The sequence below is a fragment of the Leptospira langatensis genome (assembly GCF_004770615.1).
Lineage (GTDB): Bacteria > Spirochaetota > Leptospiria > Leptospirales > Leptospiraceae > Leptospira_B > Leptospira_B langatensis.
This window is the reverse complement of record NZ_RQER01000005.1, coordinates 117,214-137,221: the sequence shown is the minus strand read 5'-3', so window position 1 is coordinate 137,221 and position 20,008 is coordinate 117,214. Positions and strand designations below refer to the sequence as shown.

11 protein-coding genes are annotated in these 20,008 nt (G+C 44.3%); 7 read left to right on the top strand and 4 right to left on the bottom strand.

The features are described from left to right. Positions 1–24 precede the first annotated feature (24 nt). The 4 genes from recD to EHO57_RS08565 form a co-directional block, all read right to left on the bottom strand. On the bottom strand, positions 25–1,812 hold the full coding sequence (gene recD / locus EHO57_RS08580) for an exodeoxyribonuclease V subunit alpha (protein WP_135646642.1): 1,788 nt from the start codon (positions 1,810–1,812) through the stop codon (positions 25–27). Beyond that, positions 1,809–5,507: a UvrD-helicase domain-containing protein gene (locus EHO57_RS08575; RefSeq protein WP_135646641.1), complete on the bottom strand. Its 3,699-nt coding sequence runs from the start codon at positions 5,505–5,507 to the stop codon at positions 1,809–1,811. The genes recD and EHO57_RS08575 overlap by 4 nt, the downstream gene beginning before the upstream one ends. Continuing rightward, on the bottom strand, positions 5,494–8,886 hold the full coding sequence (locus tag EHO57_RS08570; protein WP_135646640.1) for an exodeoxyribonuclease V subunit gamma: 3,393 nt from the start codon (positions 8,884–8,886) through the stop codon (positions 5,494–5,496). Before EHO57_RS08570 ends, EHO57_RS08575 begins: the two co-directional genes overlap by 14 nt. Positions 8,887–9,217: 331 nt before the next feature. After that, the gene (locus tag EHO57_RS08565) at positions 9,218–10,060 is read right to left on the bottom strand and encodes an SDR family oxidoreductase (protein ID WP_135646639.1); all 843 of its coding nucleotides are present in this window, start codon (positions 10,058–10,060) and stop codon (positions 9,218–9,220) included. Positions 10,061–10,758: 698 nt separating this feature from the next. On the opposite strand from EHO57_RS08565, the gene EHO57_RS08560 reads away from it, so the two are divergent. The 7 genes from EHO57_RS08560 (at position 10,759) to EHO57_RS08530 (ending at position 19,957) form a co-directional block, all read left to right on the top strand. Continuing rightward, positions 10,759–11,271: an LB099 family protein gene (locus EHO57_RS08560; RefSeq protein ID WP_135646638.1), complete on the top strand. Its 513-nt coding sequence runs from the start codon at positions 10,759–10,761 to the stop codon at positions 11,269–11,271. A 179-nt stretch (positions 11,272–11,450) separates the two neighbouring features. Further along, positions 11,451–12,896, top strand: coding sequence for a polysaccharide deacetylase family protein (locus tag EHO57_RS08555; protein WP_135646637.1), 1,446 nt, complete (start codon positions 11,451–11,453; stop codon positions 12,894–12,896). A 132-nt stretch (positions 12,897–13,028) separates the two neighbouring features. Next, positions 13,029–14,825 carry a diguanylate cyclase gene (locus EHO57_RS08550; RefSeq protein WP_135646636.1) on the top strand — a complete coding sequence of 599 codons (1,797 nt, stop codon included), beginning with the start codon at positions 13,029–13,031 and terminating at the stop codon, positions 14,823–14,825. A 100-nt stretch (positions 14,826–14,925) separates the two neighbouring features. Further along, complete coding sequence (locus EHO57_RS08545; RefSeq protein ID WP_135646635.1) at positions 14,926–16,860, top strand: AMP-dependent synthetase/ligase; 1,935 nt, start codon at positions 14,926–14,928, stop codon at positions 16,858–16,860. A 61-nt stretch (positions 16,861–16,921) separates the two neighbouring features. Next, complete coding sequence (locus tag EHO57_RS08540) at positions 16,922–17,317, top strand: DoxX family protein (RefSeq protein WP_135646634.1); 396 nt, start codon at positions 16,922–16,924, stop codon at positions 17,315–17,317. A 180-nt stretch (positions 17,318–17,497) separates the two neighbouring features. Next, a complete protein-coding gene (locus tag EHO57_RS08535; RefSeq protein WP_135646633.1) occupies positions 17,498–18,295 on the top strand; it encodes a UDP-2,3-diacylglucosamine diphosphatase in 798 nt (265 codons plus the stop codon). Positions 18,296–18,388: 93 nt separating this feature from the next. Continuing rightward, a complete protein-coding gene (locus tag EHO57_RS08530; RefSeq protein ID WP_135646632.1) occupies positions 18,389–19,957 on the top strand; it encodes an FMN-binding glutamate synthase family protein in 1,569 nt (522 codons plus the stop codon). The last annotated feature ends 51 nt before the right edge of the window (positions 19,958–20,008 follow it).

Sequence of the window (20,008 nt, the reverse complement as noted above, 5' to 3'; positions counted from 1 at the left end):
TGGGGAATATCATGGCGTTATGGATCAGTCTAACTGGAATCCGGTGAGACGATCGGATCGGTTTTGCAAAGAATATTCCAAAAGCTTATCTTCTGCCGCTAGGAATACGGATCTTTTTGCTCGAGTTAAGGCGGTATATAGGATCTCTTTCCGGAATAGTTCCAGAGAGAGATCCGTTCCTTCTTCTTTAGGATCGGGAGGATAAACGATGAATACGGATTCGTACTCCGAGCCCTGTGATTTATGTACGGTGATCGCGAATGCAGGTTCGTGGGGAGGAAGAGTGTCTAACGCGAAGTCCCGGATCTGACCGTCGATCACGAATAATGCCCTGAGTTCTTTTTCTCCGTTCGGAGTTTCTAACTCTAGCACAACCCCAGTATCTCCGTTAAATACACCTCTGACCCGATCATTCCGAGTGATCATAATAGGCATCCCCGCAAAATACAATCGGTTGCCAATATTCGCTACTCTTTCCTTTCGATGAGAGAGAAGGATACGGGTCAGTTCCGAGTTGATCCTTTCACTTCCATATATCCCATTCCTAAGAATAGTCAGAATCTTAGAGCGATTGATATCCTTACTCAGATATTCCTGGACCTCCGAAGAATTCGTCGGGTTCGGCAAATGCTTTAACTGAGGAAGGATCAGATCTTCCGCCATTCTCTTTAGGAACAAATTCCATTCTTTGCGTAGATCCAGCTCTAACTGAAAGAATCCTTGCTTTTCCAGTACTTCTTTTTGAAAAGAAGAAGAGGAAACCGATACTTTTCCCCGGGAATTCTGCAAGAACCCGGAAATAGAAACAGGATCGCTCATGCATACGTTAGCTGCTCTTGATATAGAAACGGATTCCTGCTCTTGACGACGACTCGTTTGCAAGGCAACTAGGTTCTTGGACTTTCTCTGCGCCAAGGATCCCACTAGATCCGAAAGAATGGCGCCTGCATCCACACTAGGCAATTGATTGGAATCCCCGAGCAGGATGAGCCGAAATTCCTTTCGGAAGAAAGGCACCGCTTTCATCAATCGATACATCATGTTCAGATCGACCATGGAGACCTCGTCCACGATGATCACACTGTAGGGAAGTGGAAAATCCTCTTTGTACTTGTAGGACCTCCTACGTGGATTGTATTCCAATAATCTATGTAGAGTGGACGCCGGGATCCCCAAAATAGAATCATCCAATTCATTCCTTTGTTTCACATGGGAGAGGGTGGTTTCTAAGGATTCTTTTAATCTTTGAGCCGCTCTTCCTGTTGGAGCCGCAAGACCGATCTGGTCCGATCTATATCCTAAACGAAGAAGTCCTCGGATCATATTGGTGATCACCGTGGTCTTTCCTGTGCCCGGGCCTCCGGTCAGAACGAAGAAAGGATTCTTAAGAGCGCTCTCCAAGGCTTCTTTTTGTTCTCCTTCTCCGCAGAGAATGAATTCTTGAGATCCTTTTCGGATGGAGAGAGGATTTGTTTGGGTCAACTCTTGGAATACATCTTGGATCTTATCACTCTGCTCCGTCTCTAAGGAAAGATCCAATAATTTTCCGAAACCTCGCTCTACTCCGTTCAGTTGATGAAATACTTTATTATAATATAATAATCCATTTCTCTCTTGGAAGAAGATCCCAAGAGAAGCATCCGATTTCTCATACGGAATAGCGAGGCTTCCTTTCTTAGAGGCTCGGATCAGAGCAAGATTCAGATCATATAAAGTTTCCTTTTGAATCCCCTTTGAATAGATAGAGAGCTCCTCGGTCAGAAAACTCGCATACTCGGAATCCAAAACTTCTTCTAAAGTCTCTTCTTTCATTCTTTTTCTCCCGAGTAGAGATTCTTCAGGGACAAGGTTTCTTGGATCTTTTTTCTGGAATCCTGCACAAAGCCGGGATCTAATTTCTGGAAGAAGATCCCATTGCCAGGCATCTTTTCATCTGCTCCTCTTAAGAATAAGAAGTACATTCCTCCTAAAAGTCCCGGATCATATTCGTCTCCATATTTGAATTTAAGCCAGTCGTCCAGTACCACGGAATAGATCGCAAGTTGCAAAGAATAGGTCCCTTCTACCTTTTCTTTTAGATGTGCTTCCGAATAAGGATCGATGGAATAATGGGATTCCAAACGATTAGACTTCCAGTCCAGGATCCAATACTTTCCTTCTTGGTAGAAGATCAAGTCCAGGGTTCCTTTCAAAAGATCGGACCCGCCTTTTTGTTCCGGAACCTTTAGGAAAAAGTCGACTTCATGCCTTCTATCCTTCGCTTTGATCTGAGAAAGAGAGATACTATTTTGCAGATCCGGAAGGGGAGTTCTCAAGCTATTCCAAAGGAAGAACCCAATCCGATCCGCAAAGAATTCCAATTGATCTTCGCTATTCCCATAACCGTAAGACTTTAGAATATCTTTATATGATTTCTTAATTTCCTTAGGGAGTTTTTCAGGAGAAGCTGTCTTCTGATAAATATTAAAATCCGCCGTCTCTAAGATCTGATGCAAAAGATTCCCCATTTGATTGGAAGAAGGAAGATCGTTCTGTAAGACGGTGATCGCAACCGGTTCCTCATCTGTCTTGAACGATCTAGTTTCGTCCAAATGGAAGGCCTTACCTTCTTCTTGGAAAAACAGATCCAAAGAAGAATAGCTTTCAAGCTGGATCTTCCTTCTTTCTGCTTGGTCCGGCCAGATCGCAATGGAACGACTCGTCTTTTGCAGGACTTCCCTCGTAGCAGATGGGTTTATGCCGACTAACGTTCCTCCTTTTTGGATCCATTCTGACTCGTATGAACCTCTTTCCTTTTCGTGGATGATCGCAACCGAAGAAGAGGGTGGAAAAGAATGCAAGGCCACTTGGAAGGATTTTCTGAATAATTCTAAAGGACGTTTTTTATCTTCTTCTGCAAGTAACGGAAAATAAAACTTATACATTGCGCGAGTTACGGCAACATAGTACAAGCGTTTGTCCTCGTTTATCTGATTGATTACGGAAGTCTCTTCTTTCTTATTTTCCAGATCCAAGATGCGCTTACTGATCTTTTCTCCCTCGGAAGAAACAAGATCCGATCTGTATTCCGAGAATTTCTTTTTAGTATTTCCCCAACCTGAAAATCCGCCGAATAGGAAAACGATAGGGAATTCGAGTCCCTTACATGCATGCATGGTAAGTATCTTGACTCGATCCTCTTCGGAGTCTCTCTCCAGATAATCATCTTCCTCTTCTTCGGAGACGATCTTGGATTCTAAATACGAAACTAGTTCGGACAAGGATAGATCGCTCTTAGAAGCCTTTTCGGATAAGAAGAAGAATAACTGTCGGAAGTTCGTGATCTTTCTTTCCCAATCCTGCAACGATTCGTTTTCCAAAGGGGAGGCTAACATACTCTCCGTTAGTAAAGAACGAAATAGCCCCGGATAGTCCCGTTTTCTTGCGAACCTTCTCCAGGATTCCAAGAGACGTTTCTCTCCCGACTCGATCGGATACTCTTCGTAATTTTGCAGATCCTCCGGAGAAATACAAAACAGATCGGAAACCAACAGTTTATAAAACGAATCCCTGCTTCCTTCTTGGTCCAAACAAGATAAGATTTCCCTAATACGGATCGCTTCTCCCGATCTATACAGTCCGGCTTGCTTATGGTATGTGTATGGAATCCCTCTGGTCCTGAATTGTCTCTGCAGAAGTTCTGCATCGTTCCAGCCTCGGATCAGCACCGCAATATCGGACCAACGGATCTTTTCCGGAACGTTAGGATTCGTATCCTTCTTCCAAGAGATATCGGATCTCTCCGAAACCAAATGCAAGATCTCTTCCGCCAAGAATTTAGAATACTCTTCCTTCATCCTTTCCGAACTTGCTTCTTTCGAAAGACGAAACGCATTAAGAGCGGCTCTATCACTTTTGTCGGAATACAAAACTGCCTTTCCTGCGACCTCGGGAGCATGGACTTCTCGATAAGAGATAGGCGGAAAACCTTCTTCTAGGATAGGGAACCAATCCCCGTTTGCGGAAGAGAACAGAGTATTATAAGAAGAGATCAACTCCGGCAAGGATCTTCGGTTCGTGTCCAGCTCCGGATATACGATAGAAGAGTCCGAAAAAGCACCGTTCGTATCGTACTCTTGTTTTGCGGAAAGATACGTGCCTAGGTCTGCTCCTCTGAAACCGTAAATGGACTGTTTTGCATCCCCGATCAAGAAGAGACTCCCGCCCCGAACGGAGCTCGGCTCCTTCTCTAAAAAGAGTATTCTGAAAATATGATATTGTTCCGGATCCGTATCCTGAAATTCGTCTATGATCCCGAAACGGAACCTTCTTCTTAAAGTTTCTATAAAACTAGGATGAGAAGAAAGAGCCTCAGAAAGTTTAAGGATCATGTCCCCGTACGTGATCGAGTTCTCCTCCGACTTAAGTTGCACCGAATCAGAAGCGATATCTTCCACCAAGGAAACTATAAACGAGGGGAGAGTGGAATACAGAGCTTCCAAACGAGAGGAGATCCGTTCCCACTGAACTTTTTCTATTCGATACGCGGCGATAGAAGGTTCCGAGTTTGCATTCTTCAATTCATCTTCCGTAAGAAGAACAGCATCCAGGCCTTTGCTCTTGCTTCTTCTTAGATCCAAAATAGATTTTAAAACTAGCGTGAATGAAAGAGGATCAAAATTCCCTTTCTTACGATTGATCTCAAGTAGAAGCGTTTGCAATTCAACTTGTCTAGAAGAAAGAGCCTTATAAGTGCTCGCATGTACCTTCTTCTTGATCCCTTCTTGGGATTGGAGCAATTTCGGGAATGCAATCGAAAGTTCCTGAAATACATTTCTAATGTGATCTAGATCCGGGAACTCCTTCGGTCTAGGCTGCAATTCTATGGAATCCGGCGAAGATACTTTCTTTACCGCAAGATTCGCCACAAAACTCTCCCAAGTGGTTCGGGCAAAACCGTCGTTATAAGAATCGTTTGCTTGAGTCAGTATATAGGGCAAGAGTTCTCTTGGGTAACGATCCTGAAATTCCAAACGCATTCTCGCATAGAGTGCTTTTGATATTGCGGAGAATTCATCCACCAATTCCGCGTTCTCTCCCTGTCCCAGTTCCAAAGAATATTCTTGGAGGATCTTATGGGCAAATCCGTGGATTGTGGAAATATATGCCTGGTCCAAACGAGAAGATTGGAACAAAAAGTATTCTAGTTCTTTAGAATTTTCTAAACTAGGGTTTTCGATCTTTTCCAATTCTTGGATCTTATTCCGGACCTCTGCCCGTATCCTTCCTCTCAACTCGGATGCTGCCTTATCGGTAAAGGTCAATACTAGAATGGAATCGATGCCGATAGGAGGCTCATTTGTTTCGAGAGAGGACAAAAAAGAATCTCGTAAGATCTTTAAGACTAAGAATACGATCGTATGCGTCTTTCCCGTTCCTGCGGAAGCTCCGATAAATCCGTTCTTTCGGATATCGATCCCGTCGGCAAAGGATCCCGAACCGGCGCTTTCTATTTTACTTTTCGACATGAAGCACACTCGATAGGGATTGGTAGATCTTCATACAAAACGTAAAATCGGATTCGTTAATATATTTTTGAGGATGAGGAAGGAGTTTCAACACGCTATCCAAATAGGTTTCGGGATCGTATTGAACGGATTGGCTTGCCCAAACCTTGTATTCAGTCGCGAATTTTCGATAAGACTCCGCATCCAAATCCTTTAACTCTTCTCTCTCCGGAAAATCCTCCCAGAGTCTTGGAGAAACCAGGGACAGAAACGGCTTTAGGAATTCTTTTACTAGATCCGATAAGAACTCCTTCCTAAGGGATTCTTGTCCTTCTCGATCCATTCTCAGTATAACAGGTTTGTCTCCGTACCCCAAGATCGCATATACAGATTTTGGAATATTCTTCTCCGAAGAAGAATCAAGTAGGCATTGAAGTAGAAAAGGCTCAATCAAATTCTTCAACCGCTTAGATGAGTTCGGATAGACTAAGAAAAGGGAATTACTACCATCCATTTCGTTCCGGAGCAGTACATTTTCCTTCAAACCGACGACCTTTATATTCGCCCCATCGGAGATAGGAAGAGAGATCGGAGAAAGACGGAGAAGATCTCCTTGTTTCGGGGATTCCCCAAAAGAGATCCCGGTTAGAATTTTAGAATTTTCTAATTCTTCCGAGAGAGAATCCGAGATCTTTGCAATCTTTTCCGCTTTGATCAGGAATTCTGCGTCGCCGAAGACTCCTCTCGGGATCTTTCCTTTCTTTTCCCAAAGCCCATAGATCGGATCTAAAGAGTCCTTTAACTCCAAAGATGAACGTTTTTGCAGAGAATGGTTCCAAAGATCGTTCATGAATTCGAACTCATCTGAGATACGAAACGGTTCTTCTCTCTTAGATTCCGTTTCTGAGATCTCTTCCACATACAGGCCGAATCGCTTTTGCAAATGAAAGGAAAGAGGAGAGCGAGCAAATCGTACTAGCTCATTCCAATCTAAAGAATCCTGAGCCAAGGTTGGCTTCTTAGGGATAATTTCCGGAGAGCGCAAGGATTGCATCACATTCTTGGAATAGAAATCCTTATCTTCCTTCTTTCCGTAGATCAAAGAAGAGGAAAGATCGAAATTTGCTAAGAACTTCTCGTTATTCTTATGAGAAGAAGCCTCCTTAGGCTCGAAATATTCCCTACTATGCTTATTTAAAGGAATTTGGATGCGAACGCTTGCTTCCGGCACCAACACATTCTCCTTCAATGCTTGTTCCAAGAGAAGCAGAGAAGAAGAAGGAGCAATACTTTCGTCTTTTGTAATGTCTTCTGCGACAAAGGAAAGGGTCAGACTTTCGCGAGCCGACAAGATTGTCTCATACAAGAGGGATTGGTTCAGCTCCCTTAGGCCTATATCTCCTTCTCTTGGAGAAAGATATCTAAGATTGAACGAAGAAGTATCGTCTGTGCCTGGGAATAATCCTTCCCCCAAACCTAGAACGTATACGTGCTTGAACGGAATGGGTCGCATTGGCTGCAACGCGGAGACCGTAATTCCTCCGGTTAAATATTGGCCTTTTCTAACCTGGATCTCTCCGGAAGATTGCTTTAAGAATTTTTCCAAGAATCGGATCCGATCCTTTGAGTCCTTCGTGTCCCAAGAGATGGATCTCAATTCGAATAAGGAATCTAAGATCGCCTTTTCAATCTCACTCTCATCTAGATCCGAGATTTGGGAAGTAAGGATCGATCGTAAAAGCGCAATGAGGGAATCGATCAATTCTTCTCCCGAAGTCTTAGGATCGTTTAACTTCTCTGAAAAACGATCCAAAAGAGAAGATACCCTTTTCCAAACTCCGATCCATACTGCGGAAGAATGACTCTCGGGATCATACGGAGAGATGGGAGAATTTTCCTCCTCTAGATCGGAGAGAATATTTCCGACCGCCAAACGCAAAAACCCTTTTCGAAAAGAGAATGAAAGAGGGGAGCCGTCCTTGGAATCGTCTTGGTACAATTCCAAGTCTTCCGCAAACGAAGCCCATTCCTTGACGATCGACGAGTCCAATTCCCATCTCTCTTGGAAACAAGGATTTAAGAAGAGAGAAAAAAGAGATGCTCTGGATCTTTTTCCGGACAAAAGAGGGAACAAGGATAAGATCGCATTCAGGTATTTGCTCGTATCTCCTGCGATCACATCTCGGATCGTATACGGCAATGTCTTGGTTTGGGCCCGATTCCCTGTTTTAGTGAGGATCCCACCTTCGAAAATAAATTCTATTGCGGGTCGGTACGCCGAAAGATCCGTGCAGAAGATCCCAAAATCAGTCAGCTTAGTCTCGGAGGTCTCCGAAAGATGAGCGAGCATATGATGAAAGACCGCTTCTACTTCTCTCAGTTTGCTAGGGGCCTCCATGACTTGCAGGCTTTCGTCGGGAGAGACTTTTTGAGAGACGCCACCCTTCCCATATATTAAATATTTTTGAAATACGTTTAGAACGTTAGGATCTTTCTCCTTTTCGCGACTTGATACTTCTATGAATTCCGAGTCTGCGTTCACCCAGGATTTTCGAAGCGCTCGAAAAGAGTTCGCCCAACCTCTACAGATCTGATCTCTTCCCAATCCGCTTACGGTTTCGTCAGCGGGAACTCCGAATTGAAAGACTCGTAGCTCTACTTCGGGTAATAGGCTTCTAAAGATGGAAACATATGTACTCGAGAGCTGGGAAAGCGCGAACAAATATATATTGTGAGAGGCGCCAAGCGGATTGTCCTTAGTTCCTAACATTCTCATCGAGTATTGGATCAGGCTTTCTTTGGAAGAAGACTTAGTGATCAGAGAATATAATTCTTTTTGAAAGAAGAAGATCTCGGATTGAGTCGCTATCTCTTCCCAAATATCCTCTCCAGGCAAACGAAGGATGGCATACGGATCCCCGATCCAATTCTTGATCCAATCCTGACGATGTAATTCGTAATCTTTAAAGTACTTTGCTAACCGCCCGGAAAGATCCCAGAGACGGATCGGATCGATATTCTTTCTATCCGCAGGAAGAAGATAGGTTTTGAGAGACGGATATTTTTTTATCATCTCCGGGTTTTTGAGCAAGGTCTCATAGATCTGGAATTTTTGAGCTTCGCCTCGGAGGAAAGGTCTGGATCTCAGATCCATCTCAGGAGAGAATTTTTGGAGTAATAGTTCTTCTAGGATCTTCTCCAAGAAGAGGAAGCGGATATTGAACACCACTCCGAACCTTTGGACCAGGTCTAGGTTCAGCCAGGTCTCCATGCTCTTGTTCGGGATAATGACTACGGGAGAATAGAGTCCGTCCGACTCTCGGATCTCCTGTTTCAGGGAAATAGAGAGAGCTTCCGAAAGATCGAATAGATTGTGGGAACTAAAGACTTTAGTCGGCATACTCGAGAGCGCCCGCATGCCGGGATCGCGTTTTCGAAAGATTTCTATCCAATGATCCTCTCATTCCAAACTGGTAAAACAAAAAGTTCTTAGGCATTCGATTTTTAGCCCTTTCCATTTTTGAAAGGAAGTAAATCGATTTTGAGAAGGCTCAAAAATCGCATTTCGCGTCGAGAGGGGAGCTCTTAAAAGCTATAGGATCGGCAATCCTGACCAAATTTATATAATGCGACATAATCCTGATTATCGGAAGTAAGGGCTGTCGAAGATACTACAAACGAAGAAGCCCGATCTTCTTTCGCTGATCGAGCCTCTTCGAAATTCCGGTCTCCTAGTTCAGGAAAGGCTTCAGGATCTGATCCGTCTTCTCTCGGATCTTGGCACGCAGATCCGGATCCAAGGCTAGGCCCTTCAAACGAACCTTCTCCCTGTCTTCGAAATACTGCCCGGAAGTCTTCTCCAAACCGGGAGCGTCCGCAAGATATATGGATGTTTGGGCGCCCTTTGTAGGGCTAATAAAGATCAGATTCTTGACGAGCCCAAAGAGGAAACCGACAGGGCCCCGCAGATCCCGCACGAGCTCCGTATTCACGACCCCAGGATGCAAGGCATTTGCGGTCACGGAAGTATCTTGTAGTAACTCCGACAGATCCTGGGCAAAGTATACGTTGAATAGCTTTGAGTCGGAATATGCCTTCATCCAGTCATACTTGGATTTTTGCTCCAGATCGTCCAGATCAGGCTTCGCATTCCTATGCAGCTTGGAGCTTACGATCACGATCCTTCCTTGGGGCGACTTCTTAATATTCGTAAGAAGCATCCTGGTCAGAAGTACGTGAGAGAGATGATTTACACCGAAGTTCAATTCATGACCATCTTTAGTTTCTTTTCTTTCCGGAGACATGACTCCCGCATTATTGATCAGACAATCTATAGAAGAATGTTTTTGACTCAACTCTTGAGCGATCCGTTTCACTTCGGCCAGTGAACTTAGATCTCCTAAAATATATTCTAAATTTTTGTTTCCTGTCTTTGCGGAAATTTCACGTACAGTGTTCTCCGCCTTATCCTTATTTCTAGCTACTAGAGTAATAGCCCATCCTCTTTCTGCGAGTCCTTGGACTGTGGCCTTACCGATCCCTTCTGTTCCGCCTGTGATGACTGCCCGCTTCATTCTTTTCTCCTGAAAGGATCTTAGTTACAAGATCCGAATTTTCTTCTTTCGCTCTGGGAAACAACTCTACCAAAGTTTGCCTTCTTAGACGGATCGTATCAACCTAGATAGATGAGTAACGGAAAGACTTACATCAGAGAAATAGAGAATACGACTCGTTTCTCGGGCTTTCACTCGTTTTTAAGCGAAGACAAAAATGGACTTGAGATATCGGACCAAAGTTGCTAAGCTAAGTTTCCTTTATTTTTCAATTTCTTGACGAGAGGAATTTCAGTCCTTCCTAGGAGTCCAGTGTCTAATAAGCAGGGCCAGGAGATCCGAAACAGCAACGTTATTATTCGTCGGAACAAAGACAGATTATAGTAAATGTTTCATACTTCGATTAATAATAATGATTCGTACACAATCTTTCTATTATATGATATTTCTGCAAAATAAGGAGGTCATGCTAACGACCGAGTGTAGTCCTTCGAGGGACAGAGAGCATTGGAGATAAAAGATAGAGATAGACTTAGTATACTTTAAAGGAGGCTTGCTCTTTTGATCCGCATTTAACCCGTTTGTCGGTGAGTATTTTTGTTTTTTCCCATCGTATTTTGAAAAAGAGTTTCGGTATTGATCCAGGTAAGGAACACTATCCTCCGACTTACAAAGAAAATTTCACCTCCAGGTGGGATCAAAAATCGCAAGGCAAGGATATGGATTACGAAAAGGAAAAAAAGAAACTTCTCTCTGCGAAAACACCAGAGCAGTACATAGAATTTTCCATAAAATCAAAACTAGAAGGGCCAAAGAAGTCCAGTATTACCACAGAATGGTTAAATAAATCCGGTTATTCAATAGATGACATAAAATATGCAAGAAATCGGCATCCTTTTTGGCGAGAAAAAAGAAACAAAGGTTCTTACGAAAGAAACAGCCGCAGACTTGAATACCATAACTACTATAAGTCGGATGAAAAGATCGTCTGGGACGACGCAAAACTTTCCAAGTTTTACGACCTGAACCAAGAAGGGAATGCCGATCATGAGCTGGCAAGGATCTTTAAAACTTCCATCCCAGCAGTGAACCATATTCGCAGAAAATTCCGTTTTGCAACTACTCTATTGGAACTGGAAAAAAAGAAACCAAGCAAGGCCACAGTCATTAAGTTAAGCACCCATTCTGAATCGGTACTGAAGCGTTTAATCAAGGAAAAAGGGAGAAAATAATCTCTCGAAACTGTTACTACAGATACAAAGTAGGATCATCGCACAAAGTCCGATCTGAGGATCAAAAAAAGGCTCCCTTCCATACGAAGCAGGAGCCTTTTTCTTTTTGCGGCTTTTTCATCTCTGCGAAACGGTTGCAGAGTCACAAGCCCCTGTAATTTTGGAAATTTATATACAAAATGCTTGAACGAATCCTTCGAATTTCTCTTCTTCTAATCTCTTTATTCTCTTTCAGTCTGAATGCCGGTCCCGTGCAGGACTTCATGAGCCCTGGACCTAGATCCGAAAAACGCTCTAAGCCAAGTGGAGAAGAAGATCCGTCCACTTCGAATCCTCCTGCTAAGCAAGAAAGAAAGCCGGAGAAGAAGGAACCTTCTTCTCAAGATATCTCTCCTCCTAGATCGGAGACCAAAGTAAAAAAAGAGAAGGAAGAGCAAATTGCTTCGGATCCGGAATCTTCTTCTAAGTCGAAACGCGTACAACGTAGAAAGAGATCCAAGGCCCTGGCCTCCGCTAAGAAACAGACCAAGGAAAAAGAGAAGAAAGAAGAGGCTCCTAAGAAATACGAGAATGCGGTTCCCGGAGTCTCTGCACTTCCTGCTAAAACGGAATACGATCCTAAGAAGCAAGGAGGAGCAGAAGGTCATGGTAAGGGAATTCCTGTTCTATGTTATCACCATTTGTCGGATAACGGAAATCCGATGGGAGGTTATAATTTAGATCCTAGTCTTCTGGAAGAACAGTTCAAATACCTCAAGTCTCTTGGCTATCAAACACTGAGCCTGGATCAATTCTATCAGTACATCCAAGGCAAGGCAGGAAGCGATTTCCCGGCAAGATCCATCCTATTGACTTTCGACGATGGATCATTAACTCATAGAGATGTTCTCGTACCTCTTCTGAAAAAGTACGGCTTCCGTGCTTCCGTATTCATCTACCCCACTGTGATCTCGAACCCAAGGTACAAATTCTACTTAAGCTGGGCCCAATTGAAAGAAGCCTTGGACAGCGGAGTCCTGGATATAGGATCGCACACTGTGTATCATCCTAAATTACCTGCGATGACTCGTGCAGAGATCAGACAGCAATTGAGAGATTCCAAGGCAACCTTAGAGGCCAAGACAGGAAGAAAGGTCCAAGACCTCGCCTATCCTTTCGGTCTCTTCGACGTACGAGTGATCGAAGAAGCCAAATCCGCCGGTTATAGAATGGCATTCACAGTGAACCCTGGAAAGAATATGCCGGGAACCTACGCATATACTGTGCATCGTTCCTTGATCCCTTGGGGCCAGTCCCAGTCCAGATTCAATTCCATTCTGAGTGCAAGTCCTCCTACAAAGATCCGTTTGGGAGTTCCGGACGGTTCCTGGGTAAAACCGGGAGAGACCTTCTCTGCAACGATAGAAGGATTGGATCCGAATTCCATTGCAGTTAAGATCAGCGGAAAAGAAGCGATCGCTCAGAAGAAATCCGATACGGAATACATTATTAGAATTCCTGAATTTAAGAAGACGACTAGCTATCCCGCCATGGTCGTACTAGGCAAGACTTCGGTAGGAAAGCTAAGAAGCGAGACCCAGTTCTTATTCGTAAATCGGAGAGAATTTAAAAGAGATCCAGACTGATCTTCCTAGTCCCGATCGACGGCGGTCTTGATACTCCAGGCATACTAAAATCGCCCAAAGAAGAATGTTCCAAAATCGAAAGCGACTCGCTAAAGTTTTTGACATCTTTGCGTAGGTAAGAAAATTTTCGGTATGCCAAAGGATCCTGAAAGATCAAAATCCCTTACGTTTTCTAGGATCCTCTCTCGCCTTAAGTCTGTTTGGGGCATTTCCCTGATCCTCCTTCTTTTCTTCTGTCCTCTTCTTGCACAAGAAGCTCCGGAGCAAAGCCCGGTCATCCGACTGGATTCCCATTCTGCCGAAAAGATCCAATTGAAGGGAGAGATCTCCTTCTTCAAGGACAGTAGCGGCGATGCTACTTGGGAAGAGATCTCTAACGGAGATTTCGATGACAAATTCAAAAAGCATGCGGAGAGAGTTCCGGGCTTTGGTTATGATGCTTCTCCGTATTGGTTTAAGATCTCCGTAGAAGTCGAAGAACCTCTTTCCTCGGAAAGATTCCTCATTTTAGAATACCCTCATATCGATTATGTAGATCTCTATTGGAAGGACGCCAAAGGGCAAGAAGGCGAATTCCATACGGGAGACATGTTGCCTTTCAAGGAAAGACCAGTAGCTGATCGTTATTTTGTATTTCCCCTCCCCTTAGAGGACAAGGGAAAGATCGATATTTTTCTGAGAGCCAAGTCCGACGGTTCCCTTTCCATTCCTTTGAGCCTGGTCACGAAAGGCTTTTTGGAATCTTCTTCTCGTATGTCTCTCATGCTGAACGGGATCTATTTCGGTGCATTGGGGGTGATGATCTTCTATAATTTCTTCCTGTTTCTCGGGATACGCGAAAAGACCTATATATATTACGTAATTCTAATTTTTTCCGTTACATATTTTACCATCATGACTTCGGGATACGGATTCTGGTTCCTTCTTCCCAATTCTCCCAAGTTTATTAATGCCTCGTTCTTATTGTCGACCTGCGTTGCCATGGTGTTTTTGGGGCTCTTTGCCGAAGAATATCTGCAAACCAAGAATTCCCATCCGAACCTGCACAAAGCAGTTAGAGGATTCAGCTATCTTTGGGGAATTTTCCTAATACTTACTCCTTTCTTACCGGCTCAGTTCGTTTTTCCTACAAGCGCCATCTTGCCAATTTTCGAGATCGTTCTGCTCATCGTGATCTCCATTCTGCAATCCGTAAGAAGAGATAGAAAAGCCAGGATCTTTTTGAGCGCTTGGGTGCTCAGCTTGATCGGCATCGTCATCTTCTCCTTGAACAAATTAGGATTCTACGATTCGGATGCGATCGCTTCCGGCACATTGAAATTAGGAATACTGAGCAATGTGATCCTTCTCTCTCTCGGTCTCGTGGATCGGATCAATACCTTTCGAAAAGAAAAAGAGGAATACAAAGAGAAAGCCGACAAGTTGTTAGAACTTTCCCTTTTAGATCCTTTAACGGGAGTTGCTAACCGAAGATTCTTCGACCAGGAATTGGAGAGAGAATGGAACCGCTCCGTTAGAACGGAACGTCCTCTTTCCCTTCTCATGATAGATGTGGACTTCTTCAAGGCATACAATGATACTTACGGGCATTTAAAGGGAGACCATGTCTTAGAACAGGTAGCTCAGTCTTTGAAAGATTGCCTGAATCGCTCCTCGGATATGATCGCACGTTACGGCGGGGAAGAATTCGGCGTAATCCTTCCGGATACTCCTGTCGAAGGGGCCATCGTAGTCGCGTTGAATATGCTGCAAACTGTAGAGGATATGGGGATCCCTCATTCTAAAAGTACGTTCACTCGGGTCACTGTTTCCATTGGAGTGTCTACAAATACGGATAGAGATATTCATTCGTACCAAGAATTACTGGGATTGGCGGACAAAAATCTATACGATGCAAAGGCGTTCGGTAGAAACCATATCCGTCACTAACGTTTTGCGAAACGATCGTTCGACAAAGGAGAATTCTACATCATAAAATTTTAATTTTTCCTCGACCCTCCGCTCCCTTAGGATTAAAATCGATCCCCGCATGGAACCGATTCGACTCCCCTTCTTAAATTCCCAAACTCTTTACTGGATGCTTAAGTCTTCCGCCGAAACATACAAGGACCATCCGGCCCAATTTTTCAAACCCGACGGTAAAACATACAAGGCCCTATCTTTCCAGGACCTGAACGATCTTGTGCTTCATATTGGCTTAGGCCTAATTTCTCTGGGTGTGAAGAAGGGTGAGAATATCGGGCTCATCGCAGACTCGGGACATCGTTGGATGTGGGCTAGCATGGGGATCACGAATATCGGAAGCGTGGATGTTCCTAGAGGAACGGACTCCACTCTAGAAGATCTCATCTATATACTCAATCACTCCAAGGCAAGGATCTGCTTCGCGGGCAATTCGGAAGTGGCAAGGAAGTTAAGCGCTTCTCCGGAGTCATTCCCACATTTAAAAACCGTAATATTATTCGAACCTTCTTCTCATATAGACCAAAGGTCTCCTTGGAAGATACTGACCCTCGACGATCTGATCTCTTTTGGGAAAGATTGGATCCAAGAGAAGGGAGAGTTGGAGTTCCATTCTAGAGGGGAATCGGTACAAGAATCGGATCTTGCTACCATCGTCTATACTTCGGGAACCACCGGAAAACCGAAAGGGGTCATGCTCACACATAAGAATATCATCTTTAACGTAAACATGTCCTTGGCCCTAGACGATGTAAGGGTCACCCCGGAAGATAGGACGATGGCATACTTGCCTCCTTGGCATATAGCGGAAAGATTGATCGAGACGGCTTGCATTCGAGCGGGAGCCGCCGAAGCATTCACTTCTATTTCCAGTTTAGCTCAGGATCTGCAAGATATCAAACCGACCTTCCTACTTTCCGTGCCAAGGGTTTGGGAAAGCTTCTATAATAAGGTGCAAGACAAATTACGGGACGCTTCTCCTCTGAGTAGATTCATTTTCAGGACATTCGAATCGGTAGCTTCTTCTTATTATATGTACAAGAGCCGTTTACTTGGTTTGGAATTCTCTTTGGAACCCAGATCCTTCTTCTCCGAAGTCTGGAATAGAGGAAGCGCTCTCTTAGGATTAACCTTCTTCTTCATCCCCAATCTATTCGCTCAATTACTCTTTTCTAAAATACGGAACAATCTTGGGGGAAGGATCAAATTCGCCATCTCCGGTGCGGGTGCGCTACCGGAATACGTGGATCGTTTCTTCAACTCCATAGGAGTTCCTATCTTAGAAGGATACGGAATGACTGAAACAAGCGGAGCTTCTACCAGAAGAAGATTGAACAAGATCAGTGTGGGAACTCTAGGTAAATGCATTCCGGGGGTGGAGATCAAGATCCTAGACGAAAAAGGAGAAGAGATCCACGAACCTGGGCTCAAGGGAATCGCTTGGCATAGAGGAGACCATATCATGCAGGGCTATTACCAAGATCCGGAAAAGACCGCAGAGACCCTGCAAGACGGTTGGTTGAATTCGGGGGACCTCCTTCTTTGGACTGCGCAAGGAGAATTGAAATATGCCGGTCGGGCCAAGGATACGATCGTTCTTTTGGGCGGGGAAAATTTGGAACCTGAGCCGATCGAGTTTGCTCTTACCCAAAGCGAGTTGATCCTACAGGCAATGGTCGTTGGTCACGATCAGAAGGCACTAGGTGCTCTTTTGGTACCGGATTGGGATGCCTTAGACAAGCAACTCCGGAATTGGAAGTCGAAGTTACTACAAGAAGTCGCCGATCCGAATTTAGATCCCGACGTTAGAGAGCTTTTCAAAAGGGAAATTAAGGAGAAAATCTCCTCAAAAAACGGTTTTAAAAATTTCGAAAAGGTCTCTAATTTCTATCTCCTACCCAAGAAGTTCGAGCCTGGGGATGAGCTCACAATGACGATGAAGGTGAGAAGGAATGTGGTCGCGGATAAGTACAGAATACAGATAGAAGAATTATATAAATAATTTCCGGACCTAAATGTAACAATTTCGGAAGAGATCCGAACCTATCGAAAAGGAGTCTTGCATGCCGGTTTTAACCCAGACTATGAAGAGTCGGTTGTCTACGATACTTTCTATTTTTGCGGCCTTGGTTCTTTTACAGACATTGTTCTTCAAATTCTCCGGATCCAACGAATCGGTGAAGATCTTCAGCACACTAGGAGTAGAACCCTGGGGAAGAATTGGTACCGGCACGATAGAGTTCATCGTAGCTGGACTACTCCTGTTCCCTATCTCTCGATTCTTAGGAGCGGTGGGAGGATTCGGGCTTATGGTGGGAGCGGTCTTCTCCCATATCGCTTTCATAGGAATAGTAGTAGATAACGATGGAGGCCTATTATTCACTCTTGCGGTTTCTGTGCTTCTTGCTTGTATTGCGATCCTAAATCTGGAATGGGATCGAAGTAAACCCCCTACCTGAGATTTTGCCGGCGGGCCTCATCCGATGCCTGCATCGATCCGAACATTTTGTGATCCTTTCCTCCGGAAAATTGTAATCGTTTTTTTATCTACTCAATTCCTACGTAACGGATTCTAACCTCGAATCCGTTGACAAACTCGTGGATTCACGTCTTATGGAATTAAGGTGCAATTCAACTAGATGAAATTTCGAAGAGGAAGCATTTACGAGGCCTTTTTCATTTCGGACATTCACTATCTTCTGAACAAGAAGATAAAATCCCATAAACATAAAGAGCTCTTCCAATTATTGGATCATTTGGGAAAGAAAGAGATCAAATTCAACAATGTCTATTTGGTCGGAGACATTATCGAGAATTGGTTCTTCAGCGCGGACCGAAGACTGCAAAGAGTTAAGGGAAAGAAGAGGTTCAATAAGCTATTCGATCGCTTGGACAAGCTAGCCTCGGGTGCCGGGAAGAAATATTATATCGTAGGCAATCATGACACCACTTCGTATCTGATGCGGCTTTCCCCTAAGGTAGAAAATTATCTGAGAGAAAGGGATTGGGTCATTTGCGAAAAGGCGGAGAACGAACTACTGATCGCGATCCACGGCCACCAAGGTCAGTACAATAAATTCACCTGGATGGGATCCATTCTAGTGCTCCGATTGTTGCATGTTTTCGCTTCCATCCTTCCGGCCTTGTTCAAATTCTCGGAGAACTTCTATCATAAGCATTTGAACCGACAGGACCCGAGCACGACCGAGGAAACATTACATTATTATCAAAGGCTTTCCAGGCTTACCCACCAAGGTCATAAGGTATTGATCTCGGGACATACTCACGATTTCCTTTGCATCCCCAAGATCAATATCATCAATACGGGCGACTGGGTGAAAAGTAATAGTTTCGTGATCCAGGAAAATAAGAAATTTTCCGGGATCCGAATGGTGGCTCGAAAAGAATTCAAGAGAGAATTCGTCTTAAAACTCTAGTACCTTCTTGCACTTTTGATCGTTCGCGATCCTTTATATTCGGAAAAGAAAAACTAATTTGCAATTTCTTGCCATGTGGCTATACTTCGGCCCATGTCAGAAGATCAATTTGTCGAACTGTTGGAACTTATAGGTGAGCACGCGTGGCTGTTCGTATCGGCGATCATTTTTATTTTTTTACTTTCCGTTTTCATTCACGATATACTTCAAAAGAAACACACGATCAAACATAACTTCCCAGTAGTCGGGCATATCCGATATCTCTTCGAAAAGATCGGTCCCGAGCTAAGACAGTATTGGGTCGCTAACGATAAGGAAGAAATGCCTTTCAATCGAGCGGAAAGATCTTGGGTCTATGCTACCGCTAAAATGCAGAATAATAATTTCGGCTTCGGAACGACCGAATTATTATATGACGCGGGTTACCCTATTATCAAGCACTCCACCTTCCCTTTTGCCGACAGCAAGGCCAGATATGTGGAAGGAGATGCGTCCATGATCCCTTCCTTAAAGGTCATGGGCGAATTTCATAAAAGAAAGAAATTATACAGACCCGCCTCCGTAGTGAATATCTCCGCCATGTCGTACGGATCCTTAGGAGAAAGAGCCGTCTCCGCCCTGAACAAAGGCGCAAGACTCGCTCGCTGCTATCATAATACCGGCGAAGGTGGACTATCTCCCTATCACGGCTTCGGTGCAGACGTTATGTGGCAATTGGGAACCGGTTATTTCGGCGCTAGAGATGAGAAAGGGAAATTCTCCATCGATAGTTTTCGCAAACGACTCAGCGACAATCCGAATGTAAGGGCTATTGAGATCAAGCTTTCCCAGGGAGCCAAACCCGGCAAAGGTGGGATACTACCCGGAGCAAAGGTCACAAAGGAGATTGCCGCCATTCGAGGCATCCAAGTGGGAGAAGATTGTATTTCGCCTAACGCTCATACCGAATTCGACGATGTAAACAGTCTCATCGACTTTATAGAAAGATTAGCGGACGCATCCGGACTTCCGGTTGGGGTCAAGAGCGCAGTAGGAGAGATCAAATTCTGGGAAGAACTCTCTCTTAGGATGAAGGAAACCGGAGGAGGTCCTGACTTCATCACCATAGACGGAGGGGAAGGAGGAACCGGAGCGGCTCCCCTTACCTTCACCGATCACGTATCCCTTCCTTTTAAAGTAGGTTTTGCTAGGGTCTATAAGATCTTCCAGGATGCGAATCTCTCCGAAAGGGTAATTTGGATCGGAAGTGGTAAATTAGGATTTCCTGATAGAACCATAGTCGCATTCGCAATGGGTTGCGATCTTATCCATGTGGCCAGGGAGGCTATGATGTCCATAGGCTGTATCCAGGCCCAAAGATGCCATACCGGACATTGTCCTGCAGGAGTGGCCACTCAAAGTAAATGGCTACAAGCAGGATTGGATGTGGAAATGAAGGCAAAGAGAGCCGCGAATTATATCAAAGGCTTCCGAAAGGAATTACTTTCCGTCGCCCATGCCTGCGGATATGAGCATCCTTTGCAATTCACCGGCTTGGATATCGAGATAGGTGCCGGCCTCAATCGATTTAAGACTCTCTCCGAGGTTTTGGAATACGATAGAGATCCTGTTAAATTCACCACAATGATGGATTATACGGATCATATTTCCCTTCCGAAATAAGTAGGAACTGATCAAAGGAGAATGGCTTGCCAGAACCGGGGCGCATCTTAA

Bases quoted from the DNA above. Each gene is read 5' to 3' on its own strand.
- recD (WP_135646642.1), bottom strand. From the start codon at position 1,812: ATGAAAGAAGAGACTTTAGAAGAAGTTTTGGATTCCGAGTATGCGAGT.
- EHO57_RS08575 (WP_135646641.1), bottom strand. From the start codon at position 5,507: ATGTCGAAAAGTAAAATAGAAAGCGCCGGTTCGGGATCCTTTGCCGAC.
- EHO57_RS08570 (WP_135646640.1), bottom strand. From the start codon at position 8,886: ATGCCGACTAAAGTCTTTAGTTCCCACAATCTATTCGATCTTTCGGAA.
- EHO57_RS08565 (WP_135646639.1), bottom strand. From the start codon at position 10,060: ATGAAGCGGGCAGTCATCACAGGCGGAACAGAAGGGATCGGTAAGGCC.
- EHO57_RS08560 (WP_135646638.1), top strand. From the start codon at position 10,759: ATGGATTACGAAAAGGAAAAAAAGAAACTTCTCTCTGCGAAAACACCA.
- EHO57_RS08555 (WP_135646637.1), top strand. From the start codon at position 11,451: ATGCTTGAACGAATCCTTCGAATTTCTCTTCTTCTAATCTCTTTATTC.
- EHO57_RS08550 (WP_135646636.1), top strand. From the start codon at position 13,029: ATGCCAAAGGATCCTGAAAGATCAAAATCCCTTACGTTTTCTAGGATC.
- EHO57_RS08545 (WP_135646635.1), top strand. From the start codon at position 14,926: ATGGAACCGATTCGACTCCCCTTCTTAAATTCCCAAACTCTTTACTGG.
- EHO57_RS08540 (WP_135646634.1), top strand. From the start codon at position 16,922: ATGCCGGTTTTAACCCAGACTATGAAGAGTCGGTTGTCTACGATACTT.
- EHO57_RS08535 (WP_135646633.1), top strand. From the start codon at position 17,498: ATGAAATTTCGAAGAGGAAGCATTTACGAGGCCTTTTTCATTTCGGAC.
- EHO57_RS08530 (WP_135646632.1), top strand. From the start codon at position 18,389: ATGTCAGAAGATCAATTTGTCGAACTGTTGGAACTTATAGGTGAGCAC.